Annotated in this window: 17 protein-coding genes and 1 tRNA gene; 9 read left to right on the forward strand and 9 right to left on the reverse strand. The window is 66.3% G+C overall.

Annotated elements, in window-relative coordinates; translation table 11 throughout:
- Positions 1–8 precede the first annotated feature (8 nt).
- The 8 genes from GEM_RS24005 to GEM_RS24040 all read left to right on the forward strand — a co-directional run bounded on the left by GEM_RS24005 (position 9) and on the right by GEM_RS24040 (position 12669).
- Positions 9–1496: an efflux transporter outer membrane subunit gene (locus GEM_RS24005; RefSeq protein ID WP_014900001.1), complete on the forward strand. Its 1488-nt coding sequence runs from the start codon at positions 9–11 to the stop codon at positions 1494–1496.
- Between the two features lie 320 nt (positions 1497–1816).
- Positions 1817–2977 (forward strand): efflux RND transporter periplasmic adaptor subunit, encoded by a 1161-nt coding sequence (locus tag GEM_RS24010; protein WP_014900002.1) that lies wholly within the window; start codon positions 1817–1819, stop codon positions 2975–2977.
- Between the two features lie 18 nt (positions 2978–2995).
- Positions 2996–6139 carry a multidrug efflux RND transporter permease subunit gene (locus GEM_RS24015; RefSeq protein ID WP_014900003.1) on the forward strand — a complete coding sequence of 1048 codons (3144 nt, stop codon included), beginning with the start codon at positions 2996–2998 and terminating at the stop codon, positions 6137–6139.
- Between the two features lie 4 nt (positions 6140–6143).
- A complete protein-coding gene (locus tag GEM_RS24020) occupies positions 6144–7589 on the forward strand; it encodes an efflux transporter outer membrane subunit (RefSeq protein ID WP_014900004.1) in 1446 nt (481 codons plus the stop codon).
- A complete protein-coding gene (locus GEM_RS24025; protein WP_014900005.1) occupies positions 7586–8275 on the forward strand; it encodes a response regulator in 690 nt (229 codons plus the stop codon). Before GEM_RS24020 ends, GEM_RS24025 begins: the two co-directional genes overlap by 4 nt.
- Positions 8272–8895, forward strand: coding sequence for a hypothetical protein (locus GEM_RS24030; RefSeq protein ID WP_014900006.1), 624 nt, complete (start codon positions 8272–8274; stop codon positions 8893–8895). Before GEM_RS24025 ends, GEM_RS24030 begins: the two co-directional genes overlap by 4 nt.
- Positions 8892–10145 (forward strand): lipoprotein-releasing ABC transporter permease subunit, encoded by a 1254-nt coding sequence (locus GEM_RS24035; protein ID WP_014900007.1) that lies wholly within the window; start codon positions 8892–8894, stop codon positions 10143–10145. Before GEM_RS24030 ends, GEM_RS24035 begins: the two co-directional genes overlap by 4 nt.
- A 688-nt stretch (positions 10146–10833) precedes the next feature.
- The gene (locus GEM_RS24040; RefSeq protein WP_014900008.1) at positions 10834–12669 is read left to right on the forward strand and encodes a S53 family peptidase; all 1836 of its coding nucleotides are present in this window, start codon (positions 10834–10836) and stop codon (positions 12667–12669) included.
- Positions 12670–12807: 138 nt separating this feature from the next.
- Here GEM_RS24040 and GEM_RS24045 read toward each other — a convergent pair whose 3' ends face one another.
- The 7 genes from GEM_RS24045 to GEM_RS24080 all read right to left on the reverse strand — a co-directional run bounded on the left by GEM_RS24045 (position 12808) and on the right by GEM_RS24080 (position 21517).
- Entirely contained in the window at positions 12808–14358 is a 1551-nt protein-coding gene (locus GEM_RS24045; RefSeq protein ID WP_014900009.1) for a phospholipase D family protein, read from the reverse strand.
- A gap of 310 nt (positions 14359–14668) precedes the next feature.
- Positions 14669–14747: transfer RNA gene (locus tag GEM_RS24050), tRNA-Ile, on the reverse strand.
- Between the two features lie 138 nt (positions 14748–14885).
- Positions 14886–17303, reverse strand: a complete 2418-nt coding sequence (rpoD, locus tag GEM_RS24055; RefSeq protein ID WP_080599471.1) for an RNA polymerase sigma factor RpoD — start codon at positions 17301–17303, stop codon at positions 14886–14888.
- 88 nt (positions 17304–17391) lie between these two features.
- Entirely contained in the window at positions 17392–19266 is a 1875-nt protein-coding gene (gene dnaG / locus GEM_RS24065) for a DNA primase (RefSeq protein WP_014900011.1), read from the reverse strand.
- 72 nt (positions 19267–19338) lie between these two features.
- Positions 19339–19785 (reverse strand): GatB/YqeY domain-containing protein, encoded by a 447-nt coding sequence (locus GEM_RS24070; protein WP_014900012.1) that lies wholly within the window; start codon positions 19783–19785, stop codon positions 19339–19341.
- 185 nt (positions 19786–19970) lie between these two features.
- Complete coding sequence (gene rpsU, locus GEM_RS24075) at positions 19971–20183, reverse strand: 30S ribosomal protein S21 (RefSeq protein ID WP_006751743.1); 213 nt, start codon at positions 20181–20183, stop codon at positions 19971–19973.
- 113 nt (positions 20184–20296) lie between these two features.
- Positions 20297–21517 carry an NAD(P)/FAD-dependent oxidoreductase gene (locus tag GEM_RS24080; protein ID WP_014900013.1) on the reverse strand — a complete coding sequence of 407 codons (1221 nt, stop codon included), beginning with the start codon at positions 21515–21517 and terminating at the stop codon, positions 20297–20299.
- 130 nt (positions 21518–21647) lie between these two features.
- Between GEM_RS24080 and tsaD the strand changes: the two genes are divergently transcribed.
- Entirely contained in the window at positions 21648–22688 is a 1041-nt protein-coding gene (tsaD, locus tag GEM_RS24085; RefSeq protein WP_014900014.1) for a tRNA (adenosine(37)-N6)-threonylcarbamoyltransferase complex transferase subunit TsaD, read from the forward strand.
- 100 nt (positions 22689–22788) lie between these two features.
- Here tsaD and folE2 read toward each other — a convergent pair whose 3' ends face one another.
- Together folE2 and dxs are read right to left on the reverse strand one after the other, a co-directional pair.
- Entirely contained in the window at positions 22789–23598 is an 810-nt protein-coding gene (gene folE2, locus GEM_RS24090) for a GTP cyclohydrolase FolE2 (RefSeq protein ID WP_014900015.1), read from the reverse strand.
- Between the two features lie 154 nt (positions 23599–23752).
- Positions 23753–25657 carry a 1-deoxy-D-xylulose-5-phosphate synthase gene (gene dxs / locus GEM_RS24095; RefSeq protein ID WP_014900016.1) on the reverse strand — a complete coding sequence of 635 codons (1905 nt, stop codon included), beginning with the start codon at positions 25655–25657 and terminating at the stop codon, positions 23753–23755.
- Between the last annotated feature and the right edge of the window lie 53 nt (positions 25658–25710).

Here is a 25710-nt window from a genome sequence, read left to right on the forward strand (position 1 = left end):
CTTACGCGATGAAGCCCTTTTCCCTGCCCCACCGCCCTGCGCTCACACTGTGCGCAGCCGCCTGCCTGCTCGCCGGCTGCACCGTCGGCCCCGACTACCGCGGCGCGCCCGCTGCGCCCGGCGCGCCGACCTTCGTGCGTGCACCGGCATCCGGCGTCGACACCGCCGCCCCCGCGCCGAGCGCGTGGTGGCAGGCACTGAACGATCGCCAGCTCGACGATCTGATCGCCGCCGCGCTCGCGCACAACCCCGATCTGCACGCCGCGCAGGCACGGTTGCGCGCCTCGCGCGCACAGCTCTCGCAACAGCGTGCGGCGCAGCTGCCGAAATCGTCGGCCACCGTCGCCGCGATCCGCATGCGCGAACCGGACGTCAGTGCGCTCGGCTCGCTGCTGCCGTCGAGCAGCTCGAACCAGCCGGGTGGATCGTCGCCGTCGCTGGGCGGCTCGGGGCCGCTGCAGCTCTATTCGGCCGGCTTCGACGCCACCTGGGAAATCGACCTGTTCGGCGGCACGCGCCGTGCGGTCGAAGCCGCGTCCGCGCAGGCGGAGGCGGTCGACGCCGATCTCGCCGACACACAGGTATCGATCGCGGCCGAAGTCGCAACCGCATACGTCGACCTGCGCGACCAGCAGCAGCGGCTCGCGCTGTCGCAACGCACGGCCGACCTGCAACAGCAGATGCTCGACCTCGCGCAACAGCGCCGCGCGCGCGGCGCCGCGGCCGATGCGGACATCGAGCGCCTGACGACGCAGGTCGAGAACACGCGCGCGTCGCTGATCCCGCTCGATGCGCAGGTGACGGAATCGCTCGACCGGCTGGCCATCCTGACCGGGCGCGCTCCGGGTGCGCTCGACGCCGCGCTGTCGGCACCGGGCACGCCGCTGCCGACGCTACCCGGCAGCGTGCAGATCGGCGATCCGGGCGCGCTGCTGAAGCAGCGCCCCGACATCCGCGCGGCCGAGCGCCGGCTCGCGTCCAGCAACGCGCAGATCGGCGAGCATGTCGCCGATTATTTCCCGAAGGTGACGCTGCTCGGCGATCTCGGGTTCAGCGCGACGAATCCGGGCCACCTGTTCCGCAAGCAGAACTTCACGTGGGTCGGCGCACCGTACCTGCAATGGAACATTCTCGATTTCGGCCGCACGCGCGGCGCAGTGCGTGCCGCTGAAGCGGCGCGCGACGAAGCGGAAGCGAACTACCAGAAGGCCGTGCTCGGCGCGTTGCAGGACGCGAACACGGCGTTGCAGCGCTACGGGCACCAGCGCGAACACGTTGTCGCGCTCGCCAAGGTGCAGACGTCGGCCACGCATTCGGCCACGCTGATGGATCAGCGCTATCGCGCGGGCGTCGCGTCGATGATCGATCTGCTCGATACGCAGCGCGAAGCGCTGGCCGCGCAGCAAAACGTGATCGCCGGGCAGGCCGAGCTGATCAAGGATTACGTGTCGCTGCAGAAGAGCCTCGGGCTCGGGTGGCAGACGAACCCGGGTTGACGCGCGGCCGACCGTCCACGGCGCGCTCGCGCCCCTCCGTCATTCAGAAAAAGGGCTGATACCCCGCCCCGACACCGCCGCGCGTGCCGCCGCGCACGCTGTCGAACGACGGGCCGATCGCGACGCCATCCGCATCGGTTCGTCAGACAAAACCATCCCGCGCCGTCCTGCCCCGCCCCCCGGCGATTCCACCTGACTTTCAGGCCCTTTCGTCGTCTCCATCGAATCTCCATCCTTCCGCACAAAAGACGCCAACTACGCGCCTCACACTCCAGTCCGTCAAAGCAGGCAGTGGGCTGCCTGCGCTTCCTGGAGTCGCAATGAAGAATCAACAACGATGGCGTTACGGCGCCGCCTGTACGCTGATGGCGGCGCTGCTGTCGGGCTGCGGGCCTGCCCAGCAGCAGGCCGCCACCCCGGCTACCCCGGTCGCAGCGCTGACGCTGGGCGCCGCCCGCCTCGACGTGACCGAGGATCTGCCGGGCCGCGTCGCGGCCGTGCGGATCGCTGAAATCCGGCCGCAGGTCAGCGGCATCGTGCAACGCCGGCTGTTCGAGCAAGGCACCGAGGTGCGCACCGGCCAGCCGTTGTTCCAGATCAATCCGGCGCCGTTCAAGGCCGACATGGACACGGCCGCCGCATCGCTGCAGCGCGCACAGGCCGCGCTCGAACGCGCAAAGGTGCAGACGGCACGCTTCAAGCCGCTCGTCGAAGCCGACGCGATCAGCCGCCAGGTGTACGACGACGCCGTTTCGCAACGCGACCAGGCCGCCGCCGACGTCGCGCAGGCCCGCGCGACGCTCGCGCGCCGCCAGCTCGACCTGAAATTCGCGACCGTGGAAGCGCCGATCGCCGGCCGCATCGACCAGGCGCTCGTGACCGAAGGCGCACTGGTGTCGAGCAGCGACAGCCAGCCGATGGCGCGCATCCAGCAGATCGACCAGGTCTACGTGGACGTGCGCCAGCCGGCCGCGTCGCTCGACGCGTTGCGCGGTGCGCTCGCGGCGCAGCCGCAAGCGTCGGACAGCAACGGCCTGCCGGTCGACCTGCTGCGCGACGACGACACACGCTACGACGTGAAGGGCCGCATGCTGTTCTCGGGCGTCAACGTCGATCCGGGCACCGGCGACGTGCTGCTGCGCGTGCTGGTCGACAACCCGAAGCGCCAACTGCTGCCGGGCATGTACGTGCGTGCCCGCATTCCGCGTGCGCACTACGCGAACGCCGTGACGGTGCCGCAGCAAGCCGTCGTGCACGCCGGCGGCAAGCCGCAGGTGTGGGTGCTCGACGCGAAGGGCACCGCGCACCTGAGGGCCGTCGAGATCGGCGAGCTGACGAACCGCAGCTATCGCATCAAGTCGGGCCTGCAGGCCGGCCAGAAGATCGTCGTCGAAGGGATGGAACGCCTGACCGACGGCGCGGCCGCGACCGCGACCGACTGGACGTCGCCCGACGCGGCCACGACCGCGTCGGCGCACTGAGTCACGGAGCCTCCAGTCATGGCTGAATTCTTTATCCGCCGCCCGGTCTTTGCGTGGGTGATCGCCCTCTTCATCATCCTGATGGGGCTGCTCGCGATCCCGCAACTGCCGGTCGCGCGCTACCCGTCGGTCGCGCCGCCGTCCGTCACGATCACCGCGAACTACCCGGGCGCCACGCCGCAGACGATGAACGACGGCGTGCTGAGCCTCGTCGAGCGCGAACTGTCTGGCGTCAAGAACCTGCTGTACTTCGAATCGTCGGCCGATACGTCCGGCTCCGCGCAGATCACCGTGACGTTCAAGCCCGGCACCAATCCGGAGATGGCGCAGGTCGACGTGCAGAACAAGATCAAGTCCGTCGAGCCGCGCCTGCCCGCGGCCGTGCGCCAGAACGGGCTGATCGTCGAATCCGCGTCATCCGGCTTCCTGATGCTGATCGGCCTGCGCTCCGACAACGGCCGCTTCGACGAAGGTGCACTCGCCGACTACATGGCGCGCAGCGTTTCCGAGGAGCTGCGGCGAATCGATGGCGTCGGGCGCGTGCTGCAGTTCGGCTCCGAACGCGCGATGCGCATTTGGGTCGATCCGCAGAAGCTGATCAATTTCGGCCTGTCGATGAGCGACCTGACGACCGCGATCGGCCAGCAGAACGTGCAGATCGCGCCGGGCAGCCTCGGTGCGCTGCCCGCGCTGCCGGGCCAGCGCGTGACCGTGCCGCTTACCGCGCAGGGCCAGCTCACGACGCCGGAAGCGTTCGCGAAGGTCGTACTGCGCGCGAACGCAGACGGCTCGAAGGTCGTACTCGGCGACGTCGCGCGCGTCGAGCTCGGCTCGCAGAACTACATGTTCGTGAGCCGCGAGAACAACAAGCCGGCCACCCTCGCCGGCGTGCAGCTCGCGCCGGGCGCCAACGCGGTGAAGACCGCGGACGCGATCCGTGCGCGCATGGCCGAACTGAGCAAGTCGATGCCGTCTGGCATGACCTACTCGATTCCGCTCGACACGTCGCCGTTCGTGAAGATCTCGATCGAGAAGGTGATCGCCACGCTGTTCGAGGCGATGGTGCTCGTGTTCCTCGTGATGTACCTGTTCCTGCAGAACGTGCGCTACACGCTGATCCCGGCCATCGTCGCGCCGGTCGCGATGCTCGGCACGTTCTCGGTGATGCTGCTCACCGGCTTCTCGATCAACGTGCTGACGATGTTCGGCATGGTGCTCGCGATCGGCATCATCGTCGACGATGCGATCGTCGTCGTCGAGAACGTCGAACGCCTGATGGCCGAGGAAGGCCTGTCGCCGAAGGACGCGACGTCGAAGGCGATGAAGGAAATCACCGGCGCGATCATCGGCATCACGCTGGTGCTCACCGCGGTGTTCCTCCCGATGGCGATGGCAAGCGGCTCGGTCGGCGTGATCTACAAGCAGTTCACGCTGTCGATGGCCGTGTCGATCCTGTTCTCCGCATTGCTCGCGCTGACGCTCACGCCCGCCCTGTGCGCGACGATGCTCAAGCCGGTCGAGCCGGGCCATCACGAGAAGCGCGGCTTCTTCGGCTGGTTCAACCGCCGCTTCGAGCGCCTGACGGCGTGGTACGAAACGCGCGTCGGCCGCCTGGTCGGCCGCACGGGCCGCGTGATGCTGGTGTTCGTCGCGATCTCGGGCGCGCTCGTGTTCGGCTTCCGCAGCCTGCCGTCGTCGTTCCTGCCGGACGAGGACCAAGGCTACTTCATCACCAGCTTTCTGCTGCCCGCAGACGCTACCGCCGAGCGTACGCATGACGTGGTCAAAACGCTGGAGAAGCATCTTGCTTCGCGTCCGGCAATCCAGTCGAGTATTTCCGTGATCGGCTACGGCTTCTCCGGGCAAGGTTCGAACGCGGCGATCAACTGGTCCGTGATGAAGGACTGGAAGAACCGCGGCGGCTCGTCGACCATCGAGGAAGGCATGCTGGCCCAGCAGGCGATGGCCGGTGTGACCGAAGGCATGGTGATGAGCTTGCTGCCGCCGGCGATCGACGAACTAGGCAACAGCTCGGGCTTCTCGATGCGTCTGGAAGATCGCGCGAATCAAGGCAATGCGGCACTCAAAGCGGCTGAAGCGAAGCTGCTCGAACTCGCCGCGCAAAGCAGGATCGTGACCGGCGTGTACCCGGACAGCCTGCCGGCCGGCGCGAGCATTCGACTCGAGATCGACCGCGCGAAGGCGCAGGCGCTCGGCGTCTCGTTCACGACGCTCAGCGACACGCTGTCGACCGCGATGGGTTCGACCTACGTGAACGACTTCCCGAACGCGGGCCGCATGCAGCAGGTGATCATCCAGGCCGATGCGCCGGCGCGCATGCAGATCGACAACGTGATGAAGCTGTACGTGCGCAACGCGGCCGGCGGCATGGTGCCGCTTTCCGAAGTCGTGCGCCCCGTGTGGACCGACACGCCGCTGCAAATGGTGCGCTTCAAGGGCTACCCGTCCGCGCGCATCTCCGGCAACGCGGCGCCCGGCCAGTCGAGCGGCGCGGCGATGGCCGAGATGGAACGTCTCGCCGCGCAGCTGCCGCCCGGCTTCGCGGTCGAGTGGACCGGCCAGTCGCTGCAGGAACGCCAGTCGGCGTCGCAGGCGCCGATGCTGATGGTGCTGTCGATGATCGTCGTGTTCCTGGTGCTGGCCGCGCTGTACGAAAGCTGGTCGATTCCGCTGTCGGTGATGCTGGTGGTGCCGCTCGGCCTGCTCGGCGCGATCGGCGCGGTGCTGCTGCGCGGCTTGCCGAACGACGTGTTCTTCAAGGTCGGGATGATCACCGTGATCGGCCTGTCCGCGAAGAACGCGATCCTGATCGTCGAATTCGCGAAGCAGTTGCGCGAGGAAGGCAAGGGATTGATCGAGGCGGCCGTGGAAGCGTCGAAGCTGCGCCTGCGCCCGATCCTGATGACGTCGCTCGCGTTCGGCCTCGGCGTGGTGCCGCTGATGATCGCGACCGGCGCGAGCGCCGAAACGCAGCACGCGATCGGCACCGGCGTGTTCGGCGGCATGGTGACCGCCACGGTGCTGGCCATTTTCTTCGTCCCGGTGTTCTTCGTGTTCGTGATGAGCATCCAGGAACGCATCGGGGCATGGCGTGCAACTCGCCGGAAGCCCAACGCTCTGCATAACGAACAACAAGGTTGATGCCATGCGATTGCTGATTCTTTCCGCTGCGGTTTCCGCCGCCCTCGCGTTGTCGGCCTGTTCGCTGACGCCGGCGCTGGTAAAACCCGCGATGCCGGTGCCGACCGCCTATACGGCCGCCGCTGCCGCCGACCTGCACGCGAACGCGGCCGATCTCGGCTGGCGCACGATGTTCGGCGACCGCCGCCTGCAGCGCCTGATCGAGGTCGCGCTGCAGAACAACCGCGACCTGCGGCTGGCCTCGCTGAACGTCGAGGCCGCCGAAGCGCAGTACGGCATCCAGCGCTCGGCGCGCCTGCCGTCGATCGACGCAGGCGCCAGCTTCACTCGCCAGCGCACCGCTGCCGACCCGCAGTCGAATCCGCCGCTGCTCGAATCGACGCAGAACCAGTACGGCGTGAACGTCGGCATCAGCGCGTTCGAGATCGATCTGTTCGGCCGCGTGAAGTCGCTGTCGGATGCGGCGTTCGCCCGCTACCTCGCGACCGATCACGGCCGCCGCGCGGTGCAGATCTCGCTCGTCGGCGCGGTCGCGGACGCGTACTTCGCGGAGCGTCTCGCGCAGGAACAGCGCCAGCTTGCCGAGCGCACGCTCGGCGACTGGCAGCAGTCGCTCGATCTCGCTCGCCGCCTGAAGGAAGCGCATCAGGCGAGCGGCGTCGACATCGCGCAGGCCGAAGGCCAGGTCGCGAGCGCGACCGCCGATCTCGAAGCGCGCACGCGCGCCGTCGAGCAGGCACGCAATGCGCTGCGCCTGCTGCTCGGCAGCGAGCCGCCGAAGGATCTGCCGGACCCGCTGCCGCTCGAGCAGCAGCCGGTGATGACGCAACTGCCGGCCGGCCTGCCGTCGGAGTTGCTGTTCCGCCGGCCGGACCTCCAGCAGGCCGAGCAGAACCTGGTCGCGGCCAATGCCGACATCGGCGCGGCACGCGCGGCGTTCTTTCCGCGGCTGTCGCTGACGTCGTCGATCGGTTTCCTCAGCCCAGCGATGGGCAGCCTGTTCGCCGGCGGTCAGAACGTATGGAGCTTCGCGCCGCAGGTCACCGTCCCGATCTTCCAGGGCGGGCGGCTCCGTTCGGAGCTGCGTCTCGCGGAAGTGCGCAAGTCGAGTGCCGTCGCCGAGTACGAGCGCTCGATCCAGACCGCGTTCCGCGAAGTCGCCGACGGCATCGCCGGACGCGAAACCTTCGGCCGGCAGATCGAAGCGCAGACGCGCGTGGTCGCATCGGCCGAGCGCCGCACCGATCTGTCGAACCTGCGCTACCGCGCGGGCGTCGAGGGGCGGCTGGAATTGCTGGATTCGCAGCGCCAGCTGTATTCGGCGCGGCAGGCTTTGCTCGACCTGCGCCGCAGCGAACTGGCCAATGCCGTCGCGCTCTACAAGGCACTCGGCGGCGGGCTGACGGACACCGACGTCCCACCGTCGACCAACGTGGCGCTGCAACGATGAGCGCGCTGATCCTGATTGCCGAGGACGAGCCCGACATCTCGGACATCCTCGACGCGTACCTGAAGCACGACGGCTTTCGCACCTACCGCGTCGGCAACGGGCAGGCCGTGCTCGACGTGCAGCCGCACCTGGAGCCCGACCTGATCCTGCTCGACGTCAAGCTGCCGGGCAGGAGCGGCTGGGACGTGCTCGCCGAACTGCGGCGGCGCTGCAATACGCCGGTCGTCGTCGTCACCGCGTTCGACCGGGACATCGACAGGCTGCAGGCGCTGGGCGCCGGCGCGGACGACTTCATCGTGAAGCCGTTCGACCCGGCCGGGGTGGTCGCACGCCTGCGCGCGATCCTGCGACGCGCACGCACGCCATCGGCCGCACGCATGCTGCAGGTCGGCAAACTGGAGATCGACACCGACAGCTATCTCGCCCGCGTGCGCACGGCATCCGCCGACGTACAGATCGCGCTGACGCTCACGGAATTCCGGCTGCTCGCGCACATGGCGCGCTCGCCGAGCCGTGTATTCACGCGCGGCGAACTGCTCGACGCCTGCATGGCCGACGTAAGCGCACTCGAACGCACGGTCGACAGCCACATCAGCCGGCTGCGCAAGAAACTCGAACAGGCCGGCGCGCCCGGCATGCCCGAAGTGATGCGCGGGGTCGGCTACCGGTTGCGGGGGACGCAGTGAACGGGCCGCCGACGCCGAGCCGGCCAATCGGGCTGGCGATCGCGCTGCTCGCGCTCGTCGTCGTGCTGGCTGCCGGCCTCGGCATGTCGATCGTCGACGCGTTGCGCCATCCGGCAGAACTGCCGCGCGACGGAATGCACCACGACGCATTCACCTACCCGGTGCTTGCAACGCTGCTATTGTTCGGACTCCTGGCGGCGGCCGTCGATCTGTGCCGGCTGATTCGCCGAACGCTCGACGCGCTCGACTCGGCCGCGTACACCGCCGGGCGGATCGTCGCCGGCGATGTTGCGGTGAGCGGGGTTTCCCGCGACGGTTGCCCGAGAGCGATGTCGCAATTCATCGAGGACTTCAATGCCATGACCATCCGGCTGCGACATACGACCGCCGTTAATACCATACCCTCGCCCACCGACGCGGAGCACATTGCACACGTCCCGCTCGCGGACCTCGAAGCCCGGCTGGACGAAATCAAGCGCCTCGCATCCGCAGCCGGCGACGCATCGGACGAACGTCTGCTGCACCGTGTCGACGACCTCTTCCGGTTCGTCGACAACCTGCAGGCCGTCGAACGGCACGACACACTGAAGCTCGAGCGTCGGCCACAGGAGCGCCGTTGAAATTTCCGTACGAATGGCAGATCGGACTGCGCTATGCGTCTGCCGGCAAACGCGCGACCGGCAGCGGCTTCGTTTCGTTCGTCGCCGCCGCGTCGATGGCCGGCATCGCGCTCGGTGTCGCCGCGCTGATCATCGTGCTGTCGGTCATGAACGGGTTCCGCAGCGAAGTGCGGGACCGGATGCTGTCGGTCCTGTCGCACATCGAGATCTATTCGCCGACCGGCAGCATGCCGGACTGGCGGCAGACCGCGACCGAAGCGCGGCGCGATCCGTCGGTGACGGGTGCCGCCCCTTATGTCGATGCGCAGGCGCTGCTCACGCACGGCGGCAAGGTCACGGGCGTCGCGCTGCGCGGCATCGATCCGCGCCTCGAGCCGCAGGTGTCGAGCATCGCGACGAACCTCGGAAGCCTCCGCCTCGATGCGCTGGTTCCCGGCGAACTCGGCATCGTGCTCGGCACTGCCCTCACCGCGAGCCTGAACGTGCAGACCGGCGACCGGCTGACGTTTTTCGCGCCGTCAGGGTCGAGCTCGACGCATGACCCGATACCGCAGTTCCGGCAGTTCCGCGTCGTCGGCACGTTCGAATCAGGACACTTCCAGTACGACAGCGCGCTTGCCTTCATTCACATCAGCGACGCGCAGTCGCTGTTCCATCTCCGCGCGCCGACCGGCGTGCGACTGCGCATCGAACACATGGAGCAGGCGCCGGCGGTCGCGTTGCAGCTGTCGCGCGCGCTGTCGGGCAACCTGTACATCCGCGACTGGACGCAACACAACCGAGCCTGGTTCATCGCCGAGCAGTTGCAGAAGCGCATGCTGTTCCTGATCCTGATGCTCATCATCGCGGTCGCGGCATTCAACCTCGTGTCGTCGCTCGTGATGACCGTCACGCAGAAGCACGGCGATATCGCAATCCTGCGCACGCTCGGCGCGCCGCCGGGCGCGATCATGAAAATCTTCATGATCCAGGGCATGACGATCGGGCTGGTCGGGACGATGACGGGCGTGGCACTCGGCGGCGCGATCGCATCGAGCATCCCGTGGCTGCTGCCGCTGATCGAACACGCGCTCGGCATCCGGTTCCTGACGCCGTCCGTCTACTTCCTGAACGAACTTCCGTCGAAGCTCGTCGCGGCCGACGTGATCGAGGTGGCGCTCGTTTCGTTCGTCATGTCGTCGCTGGCGACGCTGTATCCGAGCTGGCGAGGCGCGCGCATCCAACCTGCGGCCGCGCTGCGCGACGCGTGACCGCAGCGACCGGTGCGGTTGGTGCGGTTGGTGCCTGCGACTCGAATGTTTCCTCCACGACCATTCGCTCATTGCGAACGAAATCGTCAATTATCCGACGTGCCGAGCCGCCATTGCATCCAGTGACGGCCTTGAAAATTACAAAATACCGCCATTTTTTTCAAAATCATTTCAGCCCATTCGATTTAATTTTGTTTCATATAATCAGAAAAAGTTTGACATCGAACTTTCGTTCTTGATACCGTCCGATGCAAGTAATCTGACGAATTGCAAACCACGCAATCGATTCTGCTCGACGCAGTTCGCTTCCGCCGCACCGAAGTTCTCGCCGCTGACCGCATCTTCTTCCGTTGGCGCATGCAACATCCCGATGCATTTCATTGGGCAGCTGCCGTCCGGCAGCGGGCCGAAGGACCGAACCGAATGAGCAGGATACCGAAACTATTGCTCTAGCCATCCCGCCTGCGTCAGGCCTGCTGGCGCCGCTGCATCGCGGCGCAGCGCCCCCGTTACCGAGCATTCCAGCATTTCGCCCCCGGAGCAACACCATCTTTCCGGATCGGGCGAAAGGCCCCGCTGCGCCCACGCCATCCGCGCGAGCGCAGCGGATTTCAGCGGCGCACGATCCGCGCCGCTGTCGACCGTTGTTGTTCGTGCCGTTCGATGTTCAACCGGAGGGGTAATTCAAATGAATCAGGTTGCAGACAAGAAACAAAAGCACATTCGCATCGTCAAGCTCGCCTTCGCCGCCGCGGCAGCCGCTTCGTTCGGCATGACGGCCGTCCATGCCGCACCGGCCGCCGGCTGGACCGAAACGCGCACCAAGGGATTCCTGCCGCTCGTCCAGCAGGGCGAAAGCAGCAGCACCGCCGGCGCGCCGGCGGCAAGCACGGCCGCCGCTGCCGCGGCTGCAACCGAGATGGCGCCCGGCGAATCGGTCGACATCGTGCTCGGGCTGAACCTGCGCAGTGAAGCGCAACTCGACCAGTACCTGCATGATCTGCATACGCCCGGCTCGCCGCACTACAAGCAGTTCCTGACGCCGGCGCAGTTCGCCGCGCAGTACGCGCCGACCGACCAGCAGGTCGCGTCCGTCGTCGCGCACCTGAGCAAGGCCGGCTTCGTCAACATCGTGGTCGCGCCGAACCGCCTGCTGGTGTCCGCCTCCGGCACCGCGGCAACGATCAAGTCGGCGTTCCGCACGACGCTCAAACGCTTCACGCGCAACGGCCGCAGCGTCTATGCGAACACCGATGCCGCGCAGGTGCCGAACGCGATCAGCGGCATCGTCGGCGCGGTGCTGGGTCTGCAGAACGTCGAGCTCATGCATACCGGCGCAGGCAGCAAGCCGCAAGGCAACACCAGCAACCTGACGATTCCCGCGGGTGCGTCAGCGGTGCCGCACAACCCGACGGAATTCTCGTCGCTCTATGGCGGCGACGGTACGCCGACGGCCTCGCAGACCACGGTCGGTATCATCTCCGAAGGCGACCTGTCGCAAACGGTCAGCGACCTGAACACGTTCGCCGCGAGCAACGGCCTCGGCGCGATCAGCAGCAGCGTCGTGCAGACGGGTCCGTCAGGCAGTTCGTACACCGACACATCCGGCACCGTCGAATGGAACCTCGACAGCCAGTCGATCGTCGGCGCTGCCGGCGGCCGCGTGAAGCAGGTCGTGTTCTACGTGGCGCCGTCGATGACGCTCACGGCGATCACCGCCGCGTACAACAAGGCAGTCAGCGACAACGTCGCGAAGGTCATCAACGTGTCGCTCGGCGTATGCGAATCGTCCGCGTACAGCACCGGCTCGCAGGCGACCGACGACACCATCTTCAAGCAGGCCGTCGCGCAAGGGCAGACCTTCTCCGTGTCGGCCGGCGACCATGGCGCGTACGAATGCGCGAGCGGCACGCCGTCGCGCTCGACCTACACGGTGAGCGAGCCCGCGACGTCGCCGTACGTGATCGCGGTGGGCGGCACGACGCTGTTCACCAATACGTCGACCAACGCGTACAACAGCGAAATCGTCTGGAACGATCCGGGCTGGCAGCCCGGCACCGTATGGTCGACTGGCGGCGGCTACAGCAAGTACGAAGCCGCGCCGTCGTGGCAATCGTCGAGCCTCACCGGGTCGACCAAGCGCGCGCTGCCGGACGTCGGCTTCGACGCCGACCTGCGCACCGGCGCGATCCTCGTGGTGAACGGCCAGACGTCCGACACGCTGTGGGGTTCGGGCTACCTGAACAACGAAGGCGGCACGAGCCTCGCCGCGCCGATCTTCACCGGCATCTGGGCACGGCTGCAATCGGCCAACAACAACGCGTTGGGCTTCCCGGCATCGAGCATCTACAAGTACTTCCCGGCCAACGCGGCGCTGCTGCACGATGTCACGTCCGGCAACAACGGCAGCGGCACTTACGGCTACAAGGCGAAGGCCGGCTGGGACGCGACCACGGGCTTCGGCAGCGTGAACATCTCGAAGCTGAACACGTTCATCCAGAGCACGTCGGATTTCGCGCGCTGATCGCGCGATGAGCAGTGCGGTTCCGGGCGCGGCGCGTGGTGCACGCCCGGAACCGTGTACGCGGCCGTGCGCACGTCGCGCCCGGATCGATGCTGCGCGTCCGCACCCGCCGCCCGCGGTTGTCGCGGGCGAGCGAGATCACAGCTGCGACTCGATCGGAAACAGCCCGAGAAACCAGACTTCCATCCGCCGTGCCGCCGACACTTCCGGTTCGTGATCGAGCTCGGTCACCTTCCCGTCCGCATCGGTCTGAAGCCATTTCAATTGCCCTTTGCCGGCGGGATCGGTTCTCGATTCGACACGCCACGCGATTCGATCGAGCCGTGACGCCAGATCCGTCGCGACTTCGGACGCAATCGCCGGACTCTCGCAGTAGACGCCGATCTCGGTGTTGAGCCTCAGCGAGCGCGGATCGAGGTTCATCGAGCCGATGAAGATGCTCTTGCGATCGAACACATACGTCTTCGCGTGCAGCGACGCACGCGACGAACCGATGATGATCTGTTTCGAGATGCTCTTGTCGCCGGACGGCCGCCGCTCGTAAAGCCGCACGCCGGCTTCCACCAGATCGCGCCGATAGTGCCGGTAGCCGGCATGCACGGCCGCCACGTCGGTCGATGCGAGCGAGTTGGTCAGGATCGTCACGCGCACGCCGCGCGCCGTGAGCGCACGCAGCCGTTCGACCATGTCCTTGCCCGGCACGAAGTACGGCGACACGATCAGCAGTTCCTGCTCGGGCCGCAGCGCGAGTGCGCGCAACTGCGGCATCAGGTGCCCGTCGGGGTCCTTCGGCGAGCGCGAGATCTTCGCCGGATCGTCGTACAGGACCGTCGCCTGCCCCCACGACAGCTCGGTGCCCTGCCCGTGCACGATCTGGTCGAGCCTTTGCCGCGCCTCGAGCACGTAAGGATTGTCCTCCATGGCCCGCAGGTAGTCGCGCAGCCGTTCGCGCTCCCGGTCGAGGCCGCCCGGCGCCGCGTCGTGCCCGACCAGCGCATCGACCGGATACGCATACGGCGAATTCCAGAACGTATCGAATTCGGTCGAGATGTCGTTCACGACGGGGCCGTGCACGACCACGTCGAGATCGCCGAACTCCAGCATCGACGACGCGCCGAAGTACTCGTCGCCGATATTGCGGCCGCCGACGATCGCCGCCTGGTTGTCCGCGATCATCGCCTTGTTGTGCATGCGCCGGTTGACGCGCGAGAACTCGAGCACGGTGCCGATCTTCTTGAAGTGGCGCGTCGCGACCGGATTGAACAGCCGGATCTCGATGTTCGGATGCGAACTGATCTCGAGCAGCTTGCGGTCGTCCGCGTTCGTGCCGAGATCGTCGAGCAGCGCGCGCACGCGGACCCCGCGATCGGCCGCACGGATGATCGCATCCGCGAGCTCGTGTCCGGTCAGGTCGTCGTGCCAGATGTAGTACTGCAGGTCCAGCGAGCGGTCCGCGCGATCGGCGAGCAGCACGCGCGCATCGAGTGCGTCGACCGGATCGCGCAGCAGATGAAACGCGTCCTGCCCCGGATGGGCGGCGGCCTGCTGGCGGAACGCGATGCCGAGGCGCGTGTTGTCGGTATCGGTGAATGCGTGCGTCGGCGTGCGGCCGGCCTGCGGCGGCAGGCTGGCGCACGCGGCAAGCATCAGCAACGACAGAATCGCACCCCACGAACGCAGCATGATCATGATGGCCGCCCCCCACTGTCGGGCGAAGTCGGTTTGTGTTTGTTCTGGCTGCCGGATAGTGCGCGGCGCTTGGCTGCGGTTCGCGCACTCGATGGATAGCGGGCGCGTCGGTCGCGCTACAGCATACTTCGATTGAGATCGGGACGGCACGCTTTCCGTATTTCCCCGGTGGCGGCGATACGACACGCGACGCCGACGTGAACGCATTCAACACGATCGACACATTCAGGCGGCGCGCAAAAGAAAAACCCGCGAAGCCTTGCGGCATCGCGGGTTTCGCGTCTTCCCCGAATAACCCTGGAAGCGAATCTGGTGGGCCCCCCGGGAGTCGAACCCGGCACCAACGAATTATGAGTTCGCTGCTCTAACCAAGCATGAGCTAGGGGCCCAGATGAGAAGCAAGACGTGCTACACGCCGCCCCGGCAACGAAGCCGGGCCGGCATTGTAACAACAAAGACGCTAAAGAGGACAAACGCCACCGGCATCACGCGGATACCGGCGGCGTTCGCAAGTGAGACGCTGGAAATCAGTTCCCTTCGAGGAACGACTTCAGCTTGTCGGAACGGCTCGGGTGACGCAGCTTGCGCAGCGCCTTGGCCTCGATCTGACGGATCCGCTCACGCGTGACGTCGAACTGCTTGCCGACTTCCTCGAGCGTGTGATCGGTGCTCATCTCGATGCCGAAGCGCATCCGCAGCACCTTCGCCTCGCGCGGCGTCAGCGAATCGAGCACGTCCTTCACGACGTCGCGCATGCTTGCATGCAGCGCGGCATCCGCCGGCGCGACCGTGTTGTTGTCCTCGATGAAGTCGCCGAGATGGGAATCGTCGTCGTCACCGATCGGCGTTTCCATCGAGATCGGCTCCTTCGCGATCTTCATGATCTTGCGGATCTTGTCTTCCGGCATCTCCATCTTCTCGGCGAGCGTTGCCGGATCCGGCTCGAGACCGGTTTCCTGCAGGATCTGCCGCGAGATGCGGTTCATCTTGTTGATCGTTTCGATCATGTGAACCGGAATACGGATCGTACGCGCCTGGTCCGCGATCGAACGCGTGATGGCCTGGCGAATCCACCACGTCGCATAGGTCGAGAACTTGTAGCCGCGACGGTATTCGAACTTGTCCACCGCCTTCATCAGGCCGATGTTGCCTTCCTGGATCAGGTCGAGGAACTGCAGGCCGCGGTTCGTGTACTTCTTCGCGATCGAGATCACGAGACGCAGGTTCGCCTCGGTCATTTCACGCTTCGCCTGGCGCGCCTTCAGTTCGCCGGCCGCCATCTGGCGGTTGGTTTCCTTCAGGTCCTTCAGCGGCAGCACGACGCGCGCCTGCAGGTCGATCAGACGCTGCTGCTGTTCGCGGATCGCCGGAACGTTACGCGTCAGGACCGCGCTGTACGCATGGCCTTCGGCCGTGACCTTCTCGGCCCAGTCGAGATCCGTCTCGCTGCCCGGGAAGCGCGCGATGAATTCCGAACGCGGCATGCCGCACTTGTCGACGACGATGTGCAGGATCTGACGCTCGACCTGACGCACTTCGTCCACTTGCGCACGCAACGTGTCGCACAGACGCTCGACGGTACGCGCGGTGAAGCGGATCGTCATCAGCTCGGTCTGGATCGTTTCCTGCGCCTTCAGGTAGGACTTCGACTTGTAGCCTTCCTTCTCGAACGCGCGGCGCATCTTGTCGAACCACTCGCTGATCTGCGAGAACTTGTCGAGCGACGCACGCTTGAGGGCTTCGAGCTGGGCGGCGTTGGCCGACGCCTGCGCGGCACCGTCGTCCTCCTCCTCTTCCTCTTCTTCCTCTTCCTCTTCGGCTTCCTCGTCCTCGTTCTCGATGGCTTCCGCTTCCTTCGCGGAGAAGCCGTCGGTGTCGGCGGAGTCCGAAGCATTCGGATCGAGCAGGCCGTCGACGAGTTCGTCGACGCGGATCTCTTCGTTCGCGACGCGTTCGGCCATCGCGAGGATGTCCGCGATCGTCGTCGGGCATGCGGAAATCGCCATCACCATGTGGCGCAGGCCGTCCTCGATCCGCTTCGCGATCTCGATTTCGCCTTCGCGCGTGAGCAGCTCGACCGTGCCCATCTCGCGCATGTACATCCGGACCGGATCGGTCGTGCGGCCGAATTCCGAATCGACGGTCGACAGCGCGACTTCCGCTTCTTCCTCGACTTCATCGTCCGACGACGCGGCCGGCGCGTTGTCGTTCAAGAGCAGCGTTTCCGCGTCCGGCGCCTGCTCGTAAACCGCCACGCCCATGTCGTTGAACGTGCCGATGATGCCTTCGAGGGCTTCGGTCTCGGTGAAGTTGTCCGGCAGGTGGTCGTTGATTTCGGCATACGTGAGGAAGCCGCGCTCCTTGCCGAGCTTGATCAGCGCGCGCAGTTTCACGCGGCGCTCTTCGAGCTCCTCGGCCGTGCCCGGCGTGCTCGTCGCGAACGCTTCCTTCAGCAGCGCCTTTTCCTTGGCGCGACGATCGCGCACCTTGGATTTGCCCGGAGCAGCCGCGGCTGCAGGCTGCTCGTCGCTCTGATTTGCGTCGTCATCGACGGATACTTCGTTCAGCTTTTTGGTCATGGAGTTCGCCGTACCGGCTATATCGACTCGCGGCTGCTGGACGACAGCCGGTTGAACCGTGGGTGCATGAGTAGTACGTACTGCCGTTTCGTCCGCGGCGGCAGTCGTGTCCCTTGCGCTTTTCGCACTTCCCCGCTTCTCCACCGGCTTGGCCGGCCCGGAGTCGGGTCTGGCGGCAGCCCGTGTTCTGGCTGCCGGCGCCGGCGCAGCCTGAGCGGTGCCGGCCGCGGTTTTCTTTCCTGCAGGGGCTGACGTGACTGAAGACGTTGTCCTGGTGGAAGAAGCAGACTTGGCCGCTGTGACCTTCGTGGTCGGCTCCGTCGAGCCCTTGCCTGTTGCTTTCTTTCCGCCTGTCGTCTTTGCCATCGCGATTCTCGCCTCTGCTTAGAAAACAAACCGCTGGAAACCTTATATTATAGCACGCTGGGGAGCCCTCTCTTGGCGCCCCGGCCGCCTACAGCCCGAGCCGACGCTTCATGTCGGTTCGCTGCTGGTTCAATTCCGTCAATTCGGCTAATTCCTCGGGTGTGAAGGTGGATTGCCGCGCCAGCCTGTCGAGCCGGTCGCAGCAAGCGTCATAGCGCATCTTGAGCACCGCCGCCTGCAGTTCCTCTCCCGCAATCCGTTCCTGCTCACGCTGCCGCTCGGGCACCGTCTCGTCTTCCGGATTCTGTAACAGCAAGTCGCGGACGTTTTCATCATAGTCCAGAATTTCGCGGAAGATTTCCTCGTAAGTCGCTCCATTCGAGGACGTCCGCAGGACATCCGACAGCAGCCGGAACTCCGCGCCATCGCCCAGCGCACGCGCATGGTCGACGACTTCGGCGAACAGCTCGCCGATGCGCGGCAGCGCGCGCAGGGTCGCAAGCTGCTCGTCGTCGAGCTGCGACGCGATCCGCGGATGCATCACCAGCGTGCGCAACGCACGCTTTTCGCTGTCCGTCACGCGCCGCCGCTCGCTGCGCGCGGGCGCCTGGCGAGGCGGCGCCGCGATCCGCGTATCGACGTCGGACAGCCCCGCGACTTCCTCGAACGGGATATCGAGTCGGTCGGCAAACATGTGCATGATCTGCGCGCGCAACGCATTCGCCGGCAGTGCCTGCAACAGCGGCTTCGCGTCGAACAGCGCTTTCGCGCGGCCTTCCGGCTGGTCGAGCGCCTTGCCGGCAATTGCTTCGTTCAACAGAAATTGCGACAGCGGCATCGCACGCTCGACCTGCTCGGAGAATGCGTCCGCGCCGAATTCGCGCACGAAGCTGTCCGGATCGTGCTCGGACGGCAGGAACAGGAATCGGATCGTCCGGTTGTCCGCCGCATGCGGCAGGCACGCCTCGAGCGCGCGGCGTGCCGCGCGCCGGCCGGCCGAGTCGCCGTCGAAGCTGAAAATGACCGTGTCGGTCTGGCGCAGCAGCTTCTGCACGTGGATCGGCGTGCACGCCGTGCCGAGCGTCGCGACCGCGTTCGGGAACCCGAGCTGCGCGAGCGCGACGACGTCCATGTAGCCCTCGACGACCAGCACGTACTTGCGCTCGCGAATCGCGAGGCGTGCCTCGAACAGCCCGTACAGTTCGCTGCCCTTGTTGAACAGCGGCGTTTCGGGCGAATTCAGGTACTTCGGCTCGCCGCTGCCGAGCACGCGCCCCCCGAACCCGATCACCTGCCCCTTCACGTTGCGGATCGGGAACATGATCCGTTCGCGGAACCGGTCGTAGCGTCGCGCGACGCCTTGCGCGTCGGTCTTCTCGCTGACGATCACGAGCCCCGACTCGACCAGCGACTCGTCGCGGTAGTCGGGGAACGCGGTTTCGAGGTTCTGCCAGCCGTCCGGCGCATAGCCGAGCCCGAAGCGTGCGGCGATCTCGCCGGTCAGGCCCCGGTTTTTCAGGTACTGGATCGCGACGGTCGCACCGCGCAATTGCTTGCGGTAGTAGTCGCACGCCGCGGACATCACGTCGGACAGCGCGGTCGCGACCGATTTCGACACGGGCGCCGGATAATCCCCGCCCCCGCCGCCTCCACCCCCGCCGCGCATCGACGGTTCGTGCGGCACGGTCAGCCCGACCGATTGCGCGAGCTCCTGCACCGCTTCCGGGAACGTGAGCCCCGCGTGTTCCATCAGGAAGCCGATCGCCGTGCCGTGCGCGCCACAGCCGAAGCAGTGATAGAACTGCTTGGTCGGGCTGACGGTAAACGACGGGCTCTTCTCGTTATGGAACGGGCACAACCCCATGAAGTTGGCGCCGCCCTTCTTGAGCTGCACGTACCGGCCCACCACGTCGACGATATCGACGCGGTTCAGCAAATCCTGCAGGAACGAATGCGGAATCACCGTGGGATCGAACGAAAAAAAGACAATACGACACCCCGGCGCACGCGCATGCGACGCGCCGGGAGGCGGGAGTTACTTCGAAAGCGCGGTCTTGACCTGCGCGGAAACGGCCGTCATGTCGGCACGGCCGGCGAGCTTGCCCTTCAGCACGCCCATCACCTTGCCCATGTCCTGCGGGCCGGCTGCACCCGTTGCCGCGATCGCGGCCTGGACTTCGGCGGCCACTTCGGCGTCCGACAGCTGCGCGGGCATGTAGCCGCCCAGCACGTTCAGTTCGGCTTGTTCCTTCGCGACGAGATCGTCGCGGCCGGCGGCCTGGAACTGGCTGATCGAGTCCTTGCGCTGCTTGATCATCTTGTCGATCACGGCCGTGATGCCCGCGTCGTCGAGGGTCACCCGATCATCGACTTCGCGCTGCTTGATCGCTGCCATCAGCAGGCGAATCGTCGCCAGACGCTCGCTGTCCTTCGCGCGCATCGCGGCCTTCATGTCTTCGCTGATCTGCTCTTTCAAACTCATCTTGCACCCGGGATGGAAACGTGACTTCGACGCCCGCGAACGGACGTCAACACAAAAACCCGCTTGGGACTATGTCTCAAGCGGGTTGCTCGAATCCGGCATCGGCGACTCGCGGACCCTGTTCGCAACCGATCGTGCGGAGGTCGCCGGTGCGCCGCTCACTGAACCGCGCGGCGCTCAATCTTTCAGTACAGCTTCTTCGGCAGCGTCTGGCTGCGAATCCGCTTGTAGTGACGCTTCACTGCAGCGGCCTTCTTGCGCTTGCGCTCGGCGGTCGGCTTCTCGAAAAACTCCCGCGCACGAAGCTCGGTCAGCAGACCGTTCTTCTCGATCGTGCGCTTGAAGCGACGCATGGCGACTTCGAACGGCTCGTTTTCTTTAACGCGAATGATCGTCATGATCCGACACGAATAAAGGTTTGCAGGGAAGATTAACGAGTATAGCAGAGCGCCGCACGAAGACATAAGGGCCGGTTCCCGTCAACGACGGGCCTGCGCCGGCCTCTCACGTGTCACGGGCCGCGCGAGAACTCCGCCGCCGCCTGGCCGGCCGCCGTGCCGGACGCCCACGCCCACTGGAAGTTGTAGCCGCCGAGCCAGCCGGTCACGTCCACCGCCTCGCCGACGAAGAACAGCCCCGGCACCCGCGCGCTCATCATCGTCGCCGACGACAGCTCACGCGTGTCGACGCCCCCCTTCGTGACCTCGGCCTTCTTGTAGCCTTCGGTGCCGTTCGGCGTCAGCGTCCAACCGGACAGTGCATCGCCAATCTGGCGCAGCGTCTTGTCGGGCAGGTCCGCGAGCCGCGCATCGGCCGCGACGCGGTGCGTGTCGAGCCATGCGTGCGCGAGGCGCGACGGTACCCAGTCCGCAAGCAACGAGCCGACCTGGCGCTTCGACGTGCGCTTCGCGTCGAGCAGCTCGGCCACCACATCGCGCTGCGGCAGCAGGTCGATGCGGATCGGGTCGCCGGACTGCCAGTAGCTGGAGATCTGCAGGATCCCGGGCCCCGACAAGCCGCGATGGGTCAGCAGCAGATCCTCGACGAATTCGCCACCGCGCTTCTTGTCGCCGGTCGACACGCGCACTTCGAGCGACACGCCGGACAGCGCCGCGAACGGCGCCCAGTCCTGCCGCGCGAACGTGAGCGGCACGAGCGCGGGGCGCGTATCGACGAGCTTGTGGCCGAACTGCTTCGCGAGCCGGTAGCCGAAGTCGGTGGCACCGATCTTCGGGATCGACAGGCCGCCCGTCGCGACGATCAGTGCGCGCGCGCGGATCGGCCCCGCCTGCTGCGTGTCGAGCGTGAAGCCGTCGGCCGGCGCGTGGCGCACCGCGTCGACGACCACCGGCCGGCGCCATGCGATGCCGCCGGTGTCGCATTCGCCCTTCAGCATGTCGATGATCGCGTCGCTGCCGTGGTCGCAAAAGAGCTGGCCCTTGTGCTTTTCGTGCCAGGTCACGTGATGGCGCTTGAGCAGCCCGAGGAAGTCGCGCGGCGTATAGCGCGCGAGCGCCGAGCGCGCGAAATGGGGATTCGACGACAGGTAGTTGTCCGGCCCGGCGTAGAGATTCGTGAAGTTGCAGCGGCCGCCGCCCGAGATGCGGATTTTCTCGGCGAGCCGCGGCGCGTGATCGATCAGCACCACGCGGCGGCCGAGTTGCCCGGCGACCGCGGCGCTCATCATCCCGGCGGCGCCCGCGCCGATCACGGCGATGTCGTAAGTTTCCATGGCGCGGATTGTACCTGTCCGGCTCCGGGCCCGGGCCACCCGCAGCGGCGGCCTGCCCTCGCCTGCTATAATTTGCGGTTACGTTTATCTTCCTGCGGCGTGCTCGATATAGCGCGCCCTGCCCGCACCCATGCTCGTTCTCGGCATCGAAAGCTCCTGCGACGAAACCGGCCTCGCGCTCTACGACACGCAGCGCGGCCTGCTCGCGCACGCGCTCCATTCGCAGATCGCAATGCACCGCGAATACGGTGGCGTCGTGCCCGAGCTCGCGTCGCGCGACCACATCCGCCGCGCGCTGCCGCTGCTCGAGGAAGTGATGGCGCAAAGCGGCACGCGCCGCGACGACATCGACGCGATCGCATTCACGCAAGGCCCCGGCCTCGCCGGCGCGCTGCTGGTCGGCGCAAGCATCGCGAACGCGCTCGCGCTCGCGTGGAACAAGCCGACCGTCGGCATCCATCACCTCGAAGGCCACCTGCTGTCGCCACTGCTCGTCGATGAACCGCCGCCGTTCCCGTTCATCGCGCTGCTGGTGTCGGGCGGCCACACGCAACTGATGCGCGTGACCGACGTCGGCGTGTACGAGACGCTCGGCGAGACGCTCGATGACGCGGCCGGCGAAGCGTTCGACAAGACGGCGAAGCTGATCGGCCTCGGCTATCCGGGCGGTCCGGAAGTGTCGAAGCTCGCGGAAACCGGCACGCCGGGCGCGATCGTGCTGCCGCGCCCGATGCTGCATTCGGGCGATCTCGACTTCAGCTTCAGCGGCCTGAAGACCGCCGTGCTCACGCAGATGAAGAAGTTCGAGGCGGCGAAGCTGGATGGCGAAGCACTCGAGCGTGCGAAGGCCGACCTCGCACGCGGCTTCGTCGACGCGGCCGTCGACGTGCTGGTCGCGAAGTCGCTCGCCGCACTCAAGAAGACGAAGCTCAAGCGCCTCGTGGTCGCGGGCGGCGTCGGCGCGAACCGCCAGTTGCGCGCGGCGCTGTCGGCCGCTGCCGCGAAGCGCGGCTTCGACGTGCACTATCCCGATCTCGCACTTTGCACCGACAACGGCGCGATGATCGCGCTCGCGGGTGCCTTGCGGCTCGGCCGCTGGCCCGAGCAGGCGAATGCCGACTATGCGTTCACGGTGAAACCGCGCTGGGATCTCGCGTCGCTCGCACGCTGATTCGCGCAACGCGACACCGCACGCACCGGCACACGCCGGAATACAAAAAGGCCGCTCGGACGAGCGGCCTTATTCGTTGCAGCGGCAAAACGACGCAGCGTTACGCGGCGTGTCGCTTGTCGCGCTCGATCAGCGCATAGGCGCTGTGATTGTGGATCGACTCGAAGTTCTCGGCCTCGAGCACGTAGGCGACCACGCGCTCGTCCGCATCGAGACGCTGCGCGACGTCGCGCACCAGATCCTCGACGAACTTCGGGTTCTCGTAGGCACGCTCCGTGACGAATTTCTCGTCCGGACGCTTCAGCAAGCCCCACAGTTCGCACGACGCCTCTTCTTCCGCGATGCGGATCAGCGCCTCGACCGGCAGGTCGGCCGCGAGTTCGGCGTCGATCGTCACGTGCGAGCGCTGGTTGTGCGCGCCGTACTGCGAGATCTTCTTCGAGCACGGGCACAGGCTCGTCACCGGCACGAGCACCTTCAGGAACAGGCGCGTCTCGCCGTCGCGGCTTTCGCCCGCGAGCGTCACTTCATAGTCGAGCAGGCTTTGCACGCCCGACACCGGCGCCGTCTTGTTCACGAAGTACGGGAACGTGACCTCGATGCGGCCTGCTTCCGCTTCCAGCTTCTCGAGCATCGACGCGAGCATCGCGCGGAAGCGCTCGACCGTCAGCGGCGCGCGGTTCTCCTCGAGCAGCGCGACGAAGCGCGACATGTGGGTGCCTTTCTGATCGGCGGGCAGGCGCACGTCGAGGTTCCAGACGCCGACGGTCGGCTGCACGTCGCCGCTTTCAGTGCACACCGTCAACGGATGCCGGACCGCCTTCACGCCCACGCGCTGAATCGGAATCTGGCGGGTATCCACCGTGCTCTGCACGTCGGGCATCACGAAGGCGGGATTCATCTGGTTCATCTTGTTCAATCCTTGTAAGCCGCGCGTTCGACGACGCGCACGCCGCGTCACGCGGCAGCCGGAAAAGCAACATGGGCCCGCAGGCCCATGTTTTCCGCATCAATGAAGACCGGTTACGCCAGTCGCACCGACGCCGCCCGCAGGCGGCGCCAGCTTACGCGACCCGCTTCGCCTGACCGGCGACATCGGCCGCCGGGCTCAGGAAGCGTTCGCGAATCGATTTCGCGATGCCCGCGCCGTCGAGGCCGCATTGCGACAGCAGCTTCGCGGGATCGCCATGATCGATGAACTGGTCAGGGAGGCCCAATTGTATTACGGGTCGGATAACCCCACTTTCCATCAGGGCTTCGACGCAGGCCGAACCCGCACCGCCCATCACGCAACCTTCCTCGACCGTGACGAGACAGTCGTGCGTCTCGGCGAGCTCACGCACGAGCGCCGCATCGACCGGCTTCACGAAGCGCATGTTCGCCACCGTTGCGTCGAGCTCCTCGGCCGCCGCGAGCGACGGCGCGACCATCGTGCCGAATGCGAGGATCGCGACGCGCTTGCCTTCCGGCTGCGACGTGCGGCGACGCACTTCACCCTTGCCGAGCGGGATCTCGGTGAATTCCTTCACCGTCGCCACGCCCGTGCCCGCGCCGCGCGGATAACGCACCGCGGTCGGGTTCGGCTGCTGAAGCGCCGTGTGCAGCATCTGGCGGCACTCGTCCTCGTCGGACGCAGCCATGATCGTCATGTTCGGGATGCAGCGCATGAACGCGAGATCGTACGCGCCCGCGTGCGTCGCGCCGTCGGCGCCGACGAGGCCCGCGCGGTCGATCGCGAACACGACCGGCAGGTTCTGCAGCGCGACGTCGTGGATCAGCTGGTCGTACGCACGCTGCAGGAACGTCGAGTAGATCGCGACGACGGGCTTCAGCCCCTCGGTCGCCATGCCGCCCGCGAACGTCACAGCGTGCTGCTCGGCGATGCCGACGTCGTAGTAGCGATCCTTGAAGCGCTTCTCGAACTCGACCATGCCCGAGCCTTCGCGCATCGCGGGCGTGATGCCGACGACGCGCGAATCGCGCTCGGCTTCATCACACAGCCATTCGCCGAACACCTGCGTGTACGTCTTCTTCGCGGGCGTGGTCGACGGCTTGATGCCTTCGGCCGGGTTGAACTTGCCGGGGCCGTGGTAGAGCACGGGATCGGCTTCGGCGAGCTTGTAGCCCTGGCCTTTCTTCGTCACCACGTGCAGGAACTGCGGGCCGCGCAGTTCGCGGATGTTCTGCAGCGTCGGGATCAGCGAATCGAGATCGTGACCGTCGATCGGGCCGATGTAGTTGAAGCCGAACTCTTCGAACAGCGTTGCCGGCACAACCATGCCCTTCGCGTGCTCCTCGAGCTTGCGTGCAAGTTCGAGCACCGGCGGTGCAACGCTCAGCACGCGCTCGACACCCGCGCGCGCGGCCGCGTAGAAGCGGCCCGACATCAGGCGTGCGAGATGGCGGTTCAGCGCGCCGACCGGCGGCGAAATCGACATGTCGTTGTCGTTGAGGATCACGAGCAGCTTCGCATCCTCCGACACGCCCGCGTTGTTCATCGCCTCGAACGCCATGCCGGCCGTCATCGCGCCGTCGCCGATCACCGCGATCGAGAAGCGGTCGTCGCCGTTCAGCTGGCTGCCGATCGCCATGCCGAGCGCCGCCGAAATCGACGTGCTCGAGTGCGCGGTGCCGAACGTGTCGTATTCGGATTCGCTGCGGCGCGGGAAACCCGAGATGCCGTCGTACTGGCGCAGCGAATGCATCTGGTCGCGGCGGCCCGTCAGGATCTTGTGCGGGTAGGTCTGGTGACCCACGTCCCAGACGATCCGGTCGTTCGGCGTGTTGAACACGTAGTGCAACGCGATCGTCAGCTCGACCGTCCCGAGGTTGGACGACAAATGGCCGCCCGTCTTCGACACGCTGTCGAGCACGAACGCGCGCAGTTCATCCGCGAGCGGTTGGAGTTGGCGACGATCGAGGCGGCGCAAATCCGCCGGGTCGTCGATGGTTTTCAGCAAGTCGTACATCGTCGTTCCATTGTAGGAAATCAAACGCGCCCGCATTCTATTGCACGCACCGT

This window comes from Burkholderia cepacia GG4, from assembly GCF_000292915.1.
Classification (GTDB): domain Bacteria; phylum Pseudomonadota; class Gammaproteobacteria; order Burkholderiales; family Burkholderiaceae; genus Burkholderia; species Burkholderia cepacia_D.